Genomic DNA, 11445 nt, shown 5'->3' with positions numbered 1-11445 from the left:
GGCGGCCACCGTCAGCGGCTCGCCACGCTGCTGCTCGGGCGCGGCCAGCCCCGGCGTGAAGGCGCGCGGCCCCGCCGTGTGCAGCAGCCGGGCGATGCCGAAGTCCAGCAGCTTCACGCGGCCGTCGGCGTCGACCAGGATGTTGCCGGGCTTGATGTCGGCATGCAGCACCAGGCGGGCGTGGGCGTGGCGCACGGCGTCCAGCACCTGCAGGAAGGCGATCAGGCGGGCACGCTGCGGCCGCCCGGCAAGCGCCTGGTTGATGGGTTCACCGGCCACCCATTCCAGCGCCAGCCAGGGTTGACCGCCCTCGGCGCCGGCGTCGTAGAGCCGCGCGATGTGCGGATGCTCCAGGCCGATGAGCAGGGCGCGTTCATCGGCCAGCCGCTCGCTCAGGCGCTGGCCCGGGCGCGGCAGCTTGAGCGCCACCCGCCGACCGGCCATCGGCCCGCCCACCTGCTCGGCACCCCAGACCTCGGCCATGCCGCCTTCGCCGATGCGCTCGATCAGGCGGTAAGGGCCGATGTGCTGGCCCGCAGACGCCAGCGCGGTGGCGGTTTCCAGTGGTGGCAGCCTGGCCTCGCTGTCATGCGCCTGCAGCAGGGCGCGCAGCGGTGAGGCGATCTCTCGCGGCAGCTGCGCGACCCACGCGTCGCGCTCGCCGCCCGGCAGCGCCAGCGCCGCATCGAAGGCGGCCGACACCCGCGGCCACAGCGCGGCCGGGATCGCCTCAGCCATTGAGCTGCATCAGCAGGAAGGCGCGCGCCTTGGTCCAATGCCGGCGCACGGTGCGGTCGCTCAGGCCCAGCGCCTGCGCCGTCTCGATCTCGGTGTAGCCGCCGAAGAAGCGCAGCTCCACGACCTTGGCCAGCACCGGCTCCAGCGCGGCCAGCGCGTCCAGGGCGGCGTCCAGGGACAGCAGCCGCTCGCCGTCGGTCTCTGGCGTGGCGGCGTCGACCATGCCGGTGTCCCAGCTCAGCGCCTGCCAGCCGCCGCCGTGGACCTTGGCACGGCTCCGGCGCAGGTGGTCGATGACGATGTGGCGCATGGCCTTGCTGGCCAACGCGTAGAAATGGTGACGGTCGGTCAGCACTGCGCCGGGTGCCTGAGCCAGGCGCAGAAAGCCCTCGTGCAGCAGGTCCTCGGTGGCCAGGCTGGGCGCCGCCGGCCCGCGCAGCCGGGCGCGGGCGATGCGGCGCACCTCGGGGTAGACCAGCGGCCAGGCGGCCTGCGCGGCGGCGGCGTCGCCCGCCCGTGCGGCATCCAGCAGCTGGGTCAGCGACTGCGTCATCCGGGCTTGCCGTCAGCGGCGTCCTGCCGGTCCCAGCCACCGCGCTGGGCCCGGCGTTGTGCCTCCTCGGCTTCACGCTCCGCAGCCATCAGCTGCTCGAACTGCTGACGGCCCAACTTGGCGGCAGCGATCAGCGCGCCCTCGTCGCCCTGCAGCGGCACCATGCGGTCCAGCACCTCGATGTTGTGGTGCCTGAAGCGCATGGCCTGGCGGCGCGCGGCATGGGGCTCCATGCCGGTCAGCTCGAGCACGCTGCGGGCGCTCATCAGGGCGGCGTCGAAGGTCTCGCGTTCGATGTGGCGCACGCCGGCCTCGTGCAGCTGGTAGTAGTGCTGCACATTGCGCGCGCGGGCGACGACCGTGAGCTGCGGGAAATGCTCGCGCGCCAGCTCGGCGATCTCGACGCTCTGAGCGATGTCGTCGATGGCGACGACAAGGATGCGCGCCGTTGCGGCGCCCGCGGTCTTGAGCATGTCCAGCCGCGTGGCGTCGCCGTAGTAGACCGTCCAGCCGAAGCGGCGCAGGCTCTCGATCGCCTCGGCGTCGTGGTCCAGCAAGGTGGCTTCCAGGCCGCCCGCGCGCAGCATGCGGGCCACCACCTGGCCGTAGCGACCGCTGCCGGCAATGATGATGGGCGAGGGCGGGGGTGGCGGCGCTTCGGTGCGCTTGCTGGCGCCACGGCGGGCGAGCCGGCGTGACATCAGCCGGTCGCCGCCGTTGAGCAGCAGCGGCGTCAGAGCCAGCGACAGCGCGACCGAAGCAACCAGGGCCGAGTTCTGCGCCGCGTCGATCATGCCGTTGCCCAGGGCAAGCTGGAAGACGACGAAGCCGAACTCGCCGCCGGGCGCCAGCAGCATGACGAAGACGGGCCGTTCGACCAGTGGGATCTTCATCGCCTTGGCCATCACGGCCAGCACGATGATCTTCAGGCTCAGCAGGGCCAGCAGCAGTCCGCCGACGAAACCGGGCTGGGCGGCCACGGCCTTGAGGTCCAGCCCCATGCCCACGGCGATGAAGAACAGGCCCAGCAGCAGGCCCTTGAAGGGCTCCAGGTCGGTCTCCAGCTCGCGGCGGTATTCGCTTTCGGCCAGCAGCACGCCGGCCAGGAAGGCGCCCAGGGCCATCGACAGGCCCACCGCCTGCATCAGCGCTGCCGTGCCCAGCACCAGCAGCAGGGCGGCAGCGGTGAAGATCTCGGGCGTCTTGCTGCGCGCAATCCAGCGCAGCGCCGGGCGCAGCAGCAGCCGGCCGCCGAAGATGATGACGACGATGGCGGACACGGCCTTGGCCGCCGCGAGCCAGGTCTTGCCATCGCCGTTGTCGGCCGCGCCGCTGACGGCCAGGATGGGCACGAGCGCCAGCACCGGAATGGCGGCGATGTCCTGCAGCAGGGCGACCGACAGGATGCTCTCGCCGGCCGTCGTGCGGCCGAGGTTGCGCTCGGCCAGCACGGCCAGGGCCACGGCGGTGGACGACATGGCCAGGCCCAGGCTGACGACGACGGTCAGCCGCCACGGCTGGCCCAGCGCCAGGCCGAGGGCGGCCAGCGCCGCGGCGCAGCCCAGCAGCTGCACGCTGCCCCAGCCGAAGATGGGCCGGCGCATGGCCCACAGCCGCTTGGGCTCCAGCTCCAGGCCGACCAGGAAGAGCATCAGTACGACGCCGAGCTCGGCCACCTCCGCGATGGCTGCGGACTCGGGCACCAGCCCCAGCACGGCGGGCCCGACGACGAGGCCGGCCACGAGATAGCCCAGGATGGACCCCAGCCGCAGCCAGCGTGCCAGCGGCACGGCGACGACGGCGGCGCCGAGGAAGACGAGCGGCAGCTGCAGCCACGCGCCGTGGTCGGCGCTCATTGGTACACCCTTGGCGCTGCGCACTGTCCCGCCAAGCCGGAGTGAGCTTGGCTGGGGCGTCCCTGCGCGGCGCTCACGCCCCAGCTCCCAGCGTCGAAAACAGCGGCGGGCGTTCATCCAGATCGACGTCGTCCTCGTCGCCGACGGGCGCGGACGTGACCTGCGCGCACCATTCGGGGTAATGCGCCAGCCGCTTCACGAACAGCTCGGCATGGGCCGTGATCTCGGCATCCGTCACGCGGTGGGCCGCGTGCAGAATTTGTGGTGGCAGGTAGTTCATGCCGCAGGTTCGCGCCGACTGCAGGTAAGGCAGCAGGAATTCCTCCATGGCATGGTGGTTGTGGCCGCCCGGTGCATAGGCCTGCGCACCGCCGCCCGTGGAGGCCACCAGCCAGAAATCCTTGCCGTGCAGGGCCGTGCCGCCGGGGCCATATGCCCAACCCAGGCGCGGTACTTCGTCCAGCCAGAGCTTTTGCAGCGCCGGCATGCTGTACCAGTAGATGGGGTGCAGCATGACGACCAGCTTTGCGGCTTGCAGCGCGCGCTGCTCGGCGCCGACGTCGACGTGGAAGTCCGGGTAGAGCCGGTAGAGGTCACGCAGCTCGACCCGTCCCGCTGCGGGCGAGGCGCGCAGTGCATCGAGCACCGTGCGGGTCGCATGGGAGCGGGCCAGGTCGGGATGGGCAGCGAGGACGAGGATGTCGCGGGGGCTACTGTCAGGCATGGCCTGCTAGGTTACCGTGCCTGCAGGACAGCTCACATCTGGTCAACGCCATGCGCATCTTCGAGACCCTCGCCGATCTTCAGGCCCTGATCGGCCAGCCGCTGGGCCACAGCGAATGGATCACCGTCGACCAGGCCCGGGTCAACGCCTTCGCCGAGGCGACGCAGGACAGGCAGTGGATCCACGTCGACCCCGAGCGCGCCAAGGAAGGCCCGTTCGGCGGGCCAATCGCACATGGCTTCCTGACGCTGTCTCTGATCCCCTACTTCTTCGAGACCGGCTTCTCGGTGCGCGAGACGCGCATGGTCGTCAACTACGGGCTCAACAAGGTGCGCTTCACGGCGCCGGTGCCGGTGGGAAGCCGGCTGCGTGCTGCCTTCAAGCTGCTGGCCCTGGACGACGTGGCCGGCGGGGCCAGGCAGTTGACGGTGGAGGTGGCCATCGAGATGGAAGGTGGCAGCAAACCGGTATGCATCGCGGAGAGCCTCGCCCGTCACTACCGCTGAGTTCGCGCGATAGCATCGCGGCCTTTTCAACCGCCGCTTTCGCCATGGCCTCCAGTCTGCTTGCACTGCTCGACGACATCGCCACCATCCTCGACGACGTGGCGGTCATGACCAAGGTCGCCGCCAAGAAGACCGCCGGCGTGCTGGGCGACGACCTGGCCCTCAACGCGCAGCAGGTCACCGGCGTCAATCCCGACCGTGAACTGCCGGTCGTCTGGGCGGTGGCGGTCGGGTCGCTGATCAACAAGGCCATCCTCGTGCCGGCGGCGTTGGCGATCGCCACGTTCGCGCCCTGGGCCATCACGCCGCTGCTGATGATCGGCGGCGCATTCCTGTGCTTCGAGGGCTTCGAGAAGCTGGCGCACAAGTTCCTGCACAGCAAGGCCGAGGACGAGGCCCATCACCAGGAACTGGTGCAGGCCGTGGCCGACCCGCAGGTGGACATGGTCAAGTTCGAGAAGGGCAAGATCAAGGGCGCCGTGCGCACCGACTTCATCCTGTCGGCCGAGATCATCGTCATCTCGCTGGGCACGGTGGCCGACAAGCCGTTCATGTCGCAGCTGGCCGTGCTGGTGGCCATCTCGCTGGCGATGACGGTGGGCGTCTACGGCCTGGTGGCCGGCATCGTCAAGCTCGACGACGCCGGGCTGTGGCTGTCACAGCGCGCCAGCGCCGCGTCGCGGGCCATCGGTCGGGGCATGCTGGTGGCCGCGCCTTGGCTGATGAAGACGCTGTCGGTGGTCGGCACGGCGGCCATGTTCCTGGTCGGCGGCGGCATCCTGGTGCACGGCATCGGCCTGCTGCACCACCTCGTCCAGGGCTGGGTGGCCGGCCAGTCCTGGGGCATGGCGGCGCTGATCGAGAACGCGGCCAACGGCGTGGCGGGCGTCATTGCCGGCGCCGTCGTGCTGGCAGCGTGGACGGGCTTGCAGAAGCTGCGCGGGAAGTGACGTCGCCCGCTCAGGCCGGCATGTAGGCCAGCCGCACATAGATGGGCGCGAACGCCTCGGCCTGCGTGATCTCCAGCAGGCGTTCCTTGGCCAGCTCAAGCATGGCGATGAAGGTGACGACGAGGACGGCCTGGCCCTTTTCGACGTCGAACAGTTTTTCGAACTCGACAAAGCGCTGGCCCTGCAGGCGGCGCAGCACGATGCTCATGTGCTCGCGCACCGACAGCTGCTCGCGGCTGATCTTGTGATGCTGGTTGAGCTTGGCGCGCTTCAAGATGTCCAGCCAGGCCTCGCGCAGGTCGGCGGGCGAGACGTCGGGGAAGTTGGGCGCCAGCGACTGCTCGATGTGGACCTGGGCACGCAGGAAGTCGCGGCCGAGCACGGGCAGGCGGTCCAGGCGTGCGGCGGCCAGCTTCATCTGCTCGTATTCCAGCAGGCGCCGCACCAGCTCGGCACGCGGGTCCTCGGCCTCCTTGCCGTCCTCGCTCTTCTTGGGCGGCAGCAGCATGCGCGACTTGATCTCGATCAGCATGGCCGCCATCAGCAGGTATTCGCTGGCCAGCTCCAGGTTGTGCTGGCGGATCTGCTCGACATAGCTCAGGTACTGGCGCGTCACGTCGGCCAGCGGGATGTCGAGGATGTTGAAATTCTGCTTGCGGATCAGGTAGAGCAGCAGGTCCAGCGGGCCCTGGAAGGCTTCGAGGAAGACCTCCAGCGCATCTGGCGGGATGTAGAGATCCAGCGGCATCTGGAACAGCGGCTCGCCGTACAGGCGCGCCACGGCCACCGCGTCGACCACCTCGGGCATGTCCGAGGCAGCGGATCCGGCCTGGCTGGATGCCTCAGCCATGGCGGTCAAGGCTTACTTGCCGGACGTTTGGTAGACGTAGGGCTGCTGCGGCACCTTGGCGTCGTTGAATCCGGCCTGGGCGGCGCGGTCCTGGGGCTTGTCCCAGAGCAGCGCACGGCCGGCGCGCTGTTCGGCTTCCAGCGTCGGACGCTGGGCCTTGAGCTGGTCGATGAATTCGGAAATCTCGGACTTGTAGGGCTTCCAGAACAACGGCATGGCGGGTCTCTTTGACTTAAGCGGGGGATTTTAGGTCGGCCAGCGTCGGCACGATGGCCGCCTCGCCCAGTTCGTCGGCCAGGCCACTGCGGCGCAGCAGGTCCAGGGGCTGGGTGTTCACCTGCGCCAGCACCAGCGCCGCGCCGCGCTTGAGCAGCGCGCGGTGCAGGTCCCGCAGGGCCTCGATGCCTGAGCTGTCGATGATGATGAGACGGTGCATCTCCAGCACCACGGCGTGGGTGCCGGCGGGCAGCTGCTCCGGCAGCGGCTCCAACTTGCCGACGGCGCCGAAGAACAGCGCGCCATAGAGTTCGTAGGCTGCGACGCCATCAGGCAAGGGCTGGCCGGACACCGGCTTCAATGTGAATAGCTGGCCCATGCGCCAGACGAAGAAGACGCAGGCGCTGATCAGGCCCACCTCCACCGCGACGGTCAGATCGGCCACCACGGTCAACACGAAGGTGCCCAGCAGCAGCGCCCGGTAGGTGACGTGGAAGCGCCTCAGCCGCGCAAACTCATGCCAGTCGCCCATGTTCCAGGCCACCACCAGCAGAATGCCGGCCAGCGCGGCCAGCGGCACGTGCGCCGCCAGCGGCGCCGCTGCCAGCAGGACGAGCAGCAGGGTCAGCGCATGGACGACCCCGGCGACCGGACTGGTGCCGCCGGCGCGGATGTTGGTGACGGTGCGCGCGATGGTGCCGGTGGCCGGCAGGCCGCCGAACAGCGGTGCGGCGAGGTTGGCCAACCCTTGCGCCATCAGCTCCTGGTTGGGATCGTGGCGGGGCAGGTCGGGCGTGAGCCTGTCGGCCACGCGCGCGCACAACAGCGATTCGATGGCGCCCAGCAGGGCCAGCGTCAGCGTCGGCATGACGAGTTGCTGGGCGTCGGCCCAGCTCAGCGCCGGCCAGGCCAGCGCCGGCAGCGTGCGCGGGATGGCGCCAAAGCGGCTGCCGATGGTGTCGAGCGGGAGGTCGAGCAGGCTCGTGGTGGCGGTGGCGCCGACGAGCGCGATCACCGTGCCCGGCAGCAGGGCCAGCCGGCGGCGCGCGCCGCTCAGCGGGCGATGCCGATCGATGTTCTTGGGCCACAGCAGCACCACGGCCATGCAGGTCAGCGCCACGCCGGGAGCCCAAGGATTGAGCGTGCTGGCGTGCCCAGACAGCGCGCCGATCTGACCGAAGAAGTCAGCCGGCATGGGATCGATGCGGAGGCCCAGGAAGTCCTTCAGCTGGGCCACGGCGATCAGTACCGCGATGCCGTTGGTGAATCCGGTGACGATGGCCACCGGGATGTAGCGCACCAGCACGCCGAGCCTGAGTGCCCCCATCGCGAACAGCAGCACGCCGGCGCCCATGGTGGAGACCAGCAGGCCGGCCAGACCGTGGCGCTGCAGGATGCCGTAGACGACGACGATGAAGGCGCCGGCGGGTCCGCCGATCTGCACGCTGGAGCCGCCCAGCAGCGAGATGAGCAGCCCGGCGACGATGGCTGTCGCCAGGCCCTGCTCGGGGCGCAGGCCCGAGGCGATGGCGAAGGCCAGCGCCAGCGGCAGCGCGACGACGCCGACGGTCAGGCCCGCGCCGAGATCAGCGAGGAAGCGCTCGTGCGAATAGCCCTCACGCAGCGCAAGGCTGCGAGGGCGGAAGGGGTGCAGACGGGGCAGGGGCATGGGGTCTCCGAAGTTGGGGCGGACGCGTGGGGCGTCGCCTTCGGAGGACCGCAGTGATGGCGCTGGGCGATGAAGCGCCGGCGCCGCGACAAACCCAGGGGTCCTCGCGGCGCGCGCATGGGTTCAGCGCACCCGCATGCCGGGCTGCGCACCGGCGTGGGGTTCGAGCACGAAGATGCCGGGGGTGGATTTCTCATCGGCATGGCTGGCAGCAAGGACCATGCCTTCGCTGATGCCGAACTTCATCTTGCGCGGTGCGAGGTTGGCGACCAGCACGGTCAGCTTGCCCTGCAGGTCTTCGGGCCTATAGGCGGACTTGATGCCGCTGAAGACATTGCGCGTGCGGCCTTCGCCGGCATCCAGCGTCAGGCGCAGCAGCTTGTCCGAACCCTCGACATGTTCGGCCTTGACGATCAGCGCGATGCGCAGGTCGACCTTGGCGAAGTCGTCGATCTTGATCTCGGGAGCCAGGTCTTCACCGCCGGGCACGACCTTGGGCGCGGGCGGGGCTTCGAAGAGCTGCTCGACCTTGGCCAGGTCGACCCGCTGCATCAGATGCTGGTAGGCGCCGATCTGGTGGCCGCCCAGCGCCCGGGCGCTGTCGCTCCACTTCAGCGGCTCGATCTTCAGGAAGGCCTCGACCTGGCGGCTGAGCGCCGGCAGCACCGGTTTGAGGTAGATGGTCAGCAGCCGGAAGGCCTCGATGCAGACGCTGCAGACATCGTGCAGGGCGGCGTCCATGCCCTCCTGCTTGGCCAGCTCCCAGGGCTTGTGCTGGTCGACGAACTCGTTGACCTTGTCGGCCAGCGCCATGATCTCGCGCAGGGCTTTGCCGAACTCGCGCGTTTCGTACAGCTCGGCGATGGATCCGCCGTGGCTGCGCAGCGCGTCCAGCAGCATGCGGCCTTCCACACCCAGGTCGCCGCTCAGGTGGCCGCCGAAGCGCTTGCTCAGGAAGCCGGCTGCGCGCGAGGCGATGTTGATGTATTTGCCAACCAGGTCGCTGTTGACGCGGGCGGCGAAGTCCTCGGGGTTGAAGTCGATGTCCTCGACCTTGGCGTTGAGCTTGGCGGCGATGTAGTAGCGCAGCCATTCGGCGTTCAGTCCCAGGCGCAGGTACTTCAGCGGGTCCAGGCCGGTGCCGCGGCTCTTGCTCATCTTCTCGCCGCCGTTGACGGTCATGAAGCCGTGCACGAAGACATGATTGGGTGTCTTGCGGCCGCTGAAGTGCAGCATCGCCGGCCAGAACAGCGTGTGGAAGTAGGTGATGTCCTTGCCGATGAAGTGGATCTGCTCCACCGACTCATCAGCCATGAAGGCATCGAAATCCTGGCCCGTTTTGCCGAAGTAGTTCTTCAGCGACGCGAGGTAGCCGATGGGCGCGTCCAGCCAGACATAGAAGTATTTGCCCGGCGCGTCCGGGATTTCGATGCCGAAGTAGGGCGCGTCGCGGCTGATGTCCCAGTCGCTCAGGCGGTTGTTGCCTTCCTCGTCGGGCTCGAACCACTCGCGGATCTTGTTGAGCACCTCGGGCTGCAGGCGACCGGGCTCCTGCGTCCACTGGGTCAGGAAGTCGATGCAGCGCGGGTCGCTCAAGCGGAAGAAGTAGTGCTCGCTGCTCTTGAGCACCGGTGTGGCGCCCGACAGCACCGAATAGGGATTCTTCAGCTCTGTGGGCGCATAGACGGCGCCGCAGACCTCGCAGGAATCGCCGTACTGGTCCTTGGCGCTGCACTTGGGGCAGTCGCCCTTGATGAAGCGGTCCGGCAGGAACATGGACTTGGCCGGGTCGAAGAACTGCTCGATCGTCTTGGTGGTGATCAGCTCGTTGTGGCGCAGCGCGAGGTAGACGGCCTTGGACAGGGCGTGGTTCTCGGGGCCGTCGGTCGAATGCCAGTTGTCGAAGCTGATGTGGAAGCCGTCGAGGTACTGCTGGCGGCCGACGGCTATTGCCGCGACGAAGTCCTGGGGGGTCTTGCCGGCCTTCTCGGCCGCGATCATGATCGGCGCGCCGTGGGCATCATCCGCGCAGACGAAGTGCACCTGCGAGCCCACCATGCGCTGGAAGCGAACCCAGATGTCGGCCTGGGTGTACTCCATGATGTGGCCGATGTGGAAACCGGCGTTCGCATAGGGCAGGGCGGTGGTGACGAAGAGCTGGCGGGGCTGGCGTGACATGGGGGCGCGGGGACGGCAGGGGCGGGAAACCCGGAATTTTAGGTTTGCGGCGCGGTGGGATCGGTGGGGGGCGGTGCGGCCTCGCCATCGGTCTGCGGTTCGTCGGGGCTGCCGTCTTCGGGCTTGCCGCTGGCCTTGCGCTGACGCTTTTCCTCAGCCTTGCGTTTCTTGGCCAGTTCGCGCTGGCGTTTTTCATAGCTGTAGTTGGGTGCGGCCAAGTGCGATCTCCTGCAAACGCCCGCACGTGCGGGCTCAGCCAATGTAACCCGCGACCCCGGCTCCGAGGCGCCCGCACTTGCTGGCGAAAGCTACACACCGCCTCAAGGAACGCACCTAAGTCACTGATCCGTAACACTTCTGTAAGCTATCCACCGAGTCTGTGGAAAACTTTGTGGAGAACTCCCCTCCATCGGAGCCAAGCCCTTGTGTGATGCGGCTCCGCTTAGGTTGCTGAATTTTTGAGCACTCACAACTGTTCTATATGAATCAACAACTTAGCGTCAGGCCTCTTGGCAATGAAAGCGTTGTCGGACCAAGGGTCCAAAACGCTTGACGCTTGCCAGATTTGGGGATAAGTCAAGCTGCGGCGTGCGGATGTCACAGGTCTGGATGACATGCGGCGGCTGTTTGTCCCCGCCAACTGTGGACAAGTCTGTGGGCCGGGTGACGACAGTGCAGCTAAGTGCTTGATCGGCCAATGCCGCTGCTGCGCTGCCTGTTTTTGAGGCGTTGCCGTGGATGGGGTTGCGGGCAGGCCCCGAGAGGCGGCGCGAGGCCGGCGGCTAAACTCGCGCCCTTTTGACGAGGCGGCAGCGGCGCAGATGGTGGACATGACGAGGGAAGGTGGCGGGCGCAGGAGCGCCGCGCGTGCCGGCACTTTCGAATTGAAGTCGCGCCGCTTCAGCCTGTTGGGCTTGGTGCTGCACAGCGCCGACATGGCCGAGATCGCCGCCGACTGGGCCGCGAGAGCTGGCGGCGGTGGCTTCGAGCATGAGCCCGTCGTCATCGACCTGAGCGGGGTGCCCCGCGCCGCCGCTACCGCGACGGCGCCGGAGGAGGGCCAGGCGCCACTGGCGCTCGACGGCCCGGCGCCGGTCGACCTGCGCGCCATCGTCGAGCTGCTGCGCGCCAGCCAGTTGCAACCCGTGGCAGTCGCCGGCGCTACGGCCGACGAACTGGCCCTGGCCCATGAGCTGGGCCTGGCC

At 68.6% G+C, this 11445-nt stretch carries 11 protein-coding genes and 1 pseudogene; 3 read left to right on the top strand and 9 right to left on the bottom strand.

Annotated features, from left to right (window positions below; all coding sequences use genetic code 11):
- From ACT6S0_RS23545 to kefF, 4 genes are all read right to left on the bottom strand, one after another.
- Nucleotides 1–738 (bottom strand): serine/threonine-protein kinase (locus ACT6S0_RS23545; RefSeq protein WP_444766193.1); only part of this gene is annotated, 738 nt, incomplete at its 3' end.
- Nucleotides 731–1291: an ECF-type sigma factor gene (locus tag ACT6S0_RS23540; RefSeq protein ID WP_444766192.1), complete on the bottom strand. Its 561-nt coding sequence runs from the start codon at nucleotides 1289–1291 to the stop codon at nucleotides 731–733. The genes ACT6S0_RS23545 and ACT6S0_RS23540, both read right to left, overlap by 8 nt.
- Nucleotides 1288–3147: a glutathione-regulated potassium-efflux system protein KefC gene (kefC, locus tag ACT6S0_RS23535; protein ID WP_444766191.1), complete on the bottom strand. Its 1860-nt coding sequence runs from the start codon at nucleotides 3145–3147 to the stop codon at nucleotides 1288–1290. Before kefC ends, ACT6S0_RS23540 begins: the two co-directional genes overlap by 4 nt.
- 73 nt (nucleotides 3148–3220) lie before the next feature.
- Nucleotides 3221–3871, bottom strand: a complete 651-nt coding sequence (gene kefF / locus ACT6S0_RS23530) for a glutathione-regulated potassium-efflux system oxidoreductase KefF (protein ID WP_444766189.1) — start codon at nucleotides 3869–3871, stop codon at nucleotides 3221–3223.
- A gap of 50 nt (nucleotides 3872–3921) precedes the next feature.
- Between kefF and ACT6S0_RS23525 the strand changes: the two genes are divergently transcribed.
- Both ACT6S0_RS23525 and ACT6S0_RS23520 read left to right on the top strand, forming a co-directional pair.
- On the top strand, nucleotides 3922–4377 hold the full coding sequence (locus tag ACT6S0_RS23525; protein WP_444766188.1) for a MaoC family dehydratase: 456 nt from the start codon (nucleotides 3922–3924) through the stop codon (nucleotides 4375–4377).
- 44 nt (nucleotides 4378–4421) lie between these two features.
- Entirely contained in the window at nucleotides 4422–5327 is a 906-nt protein-coding gene (locus ACT6S0_RS23520; RefSeq protein ID WP_444766187.1) for a DUF808 domain-containing protein, read from the top strand.
- A gap of 10 nt (nucleotides 5328–5337) precedes the next feature.
- Here ACT6S0_RS23520 and ACT6S0_RS23515 read toward each other — a convergent pair whose 3' ends face one another.
- The 5 genes from ACT6S0_RS23515 to ACT6S0_RS23495 all read right to left on the bottom strand — a co-directional run bounded on the left by ACT6S0_RS23515 (nucleotide 5338) and on the right by ACT6S0_RS23495 (nucleotide 10458).
- Nucleotides 5338–6177 (bottom strand): segregation and condensation protein A, encoded by an 840-nt coding sequence (locus ACT6S0_RS23515; RefSeq protein WP_444766186.1) that lies wholly within the window; start codon nucleotides 6175–6177, stop codon nucleotides 5338–5340.
- 12 nt (nucleotides 6178–6189) lie between these two features.
- Complete coding sequence (locus tag ACT6S0_RS23510) at nucleotides 6190–6393, bottom strand: DUF3460 family protein (RefSeq protein ID WP_444766185.1); 204 nt, start codon at nucleotides 6391–6393, stop codon at nucleotides 6190–6192.
- Nucleotides 6394–6409: 16 nt separating this feature from the next.
- Nucleotides 6410–8062, bottom strand: a complete 1653-nt coding sequence (locus ACT6S0_RS23505) for a SulP family inorganic anion transporter (RefSeq protein WP_444766184.1) — start codon at nucleotides 8060–8062, stop codon at nucleotides 6410–6412.
- A gap of 123 nt (nucleotides 8063–8185) precedes the next feature.
- Nucleotides 8186–10240, bottom strand: a complete 2055-nt coding sequence (metG, locus tag ACT6S0_RS23500) for a methionine--tRNA ligase (protein WP_444766183.1) — start codon at nucleotides 10238–10240, stop codon at nucleotides 8186–8188.
- A gap of 38 nt (nucleotides 10241–10278) precedes the next feature.
- Nucleotides 10279–10458 carry a hypothetical protein gene (locus ACT6S0_RS23495; protein ID WP_444766182.1) on the bottom strand — a complete coding sequence of 60 codons (180 nt, stop codon included), beginning with the start codon at nucleotides 10456–10458 and terminating at the stop codon, nucleotides 10279–10281.
- Nucleotides 10459–11070: 612 nt separating this feature from the next.
- On the opposite strand from ACT6S0_RS23495, the pseudogene ACT6S0_RS23490 reads away from it, so the two are divergent.
- Nucleotides 11071–11445, top strand: a pseudogene (locus ACT6S0_RS23490) (hypothetical protein); the annotation flags it as partial.

The organism is Roseateles sp. (assembly GCF_052436255.1).
In the GTDB taxonomy this organism is placed as follows: domain Bacteria; phylum Pseudomonadota; class Gammaproteobacteria; order Burkholderiales; family Burkholderiaceae_C; genus Pelomonas.
Note: the sequence above shows the minus strand (reverse complement) of the source record. Positions and strands in the feature narration are given on the sequence as shown.

Excerpts from the sequence above, each read along its gene's own strand:
- ACT6S0_RS23540 (WP_444766192.1), bottom strand. The coding sequence starts at position 1,291 with ATGACGCAGTCGCTGACCCAGCTGCTGGATGCCGCACGGGCGGGCGAC.
- kefC (WP_444766191.1), bottom strand. The coding sequence starts at position 3,147 with ATGAGCGCCGACCACGGCGCGTGGCTGCAGCTGCCGCTCGTCTTCCTC.
- kefF (WP_444766189.1), bottom strand. The coding sequence starts at position 3,871 with ATGCCTGACAGTAGCCCCCGCGACATCCTCGTCCTCGCTGCCCATCCC.
- ACT6S0_RS23525 (WP_444766188.1), top strand. The coding sequence starts at position 3,922 with ATGCGCATCTTCGAGACCCTCGCCGATCTTCAGGCCCTGATCGGCCAG.
- ACT6S0_RS23520 (WP_444766187.1), top strand. The coding sequence starts at position 4,422 with ATGGCCTCCAGTCTGCTTGCACTGCTCGACGACATCGCCACCATCCTC.
- ACT6S0_RS23515 (WP_444766186.1), bottom strand. The coding sequence starts at position 6,177 with ATGGCTGAGGCATCCAGCCAGGCCGGATCCGCTGCCTCGGACATGCCC.
- ACT6S0_RS23510 (WP_444766185.1), bottom strand. The coding sequence starts at position 6,393 with ATGCCGTTGTTCTGGAAGCCCTACAAGTCCGAGATTTCCGAATTCATC.
- ACT6S0_RS23505 (WP_444766184.1), bottom strand. The coding sequence starts at position 8,062 with ATGCCCCTGCCCCGTCTGCACCCCTTCCGCCCTCGCAGCCTTGCGCTG.
- metG (WP_444766183.1), bottom strand. The coding sequence starts at position 10,240 with ATGTCACGCCAGCCCCGCCAGCTCTTCGTCACCACCGCCCTGCCCTAT.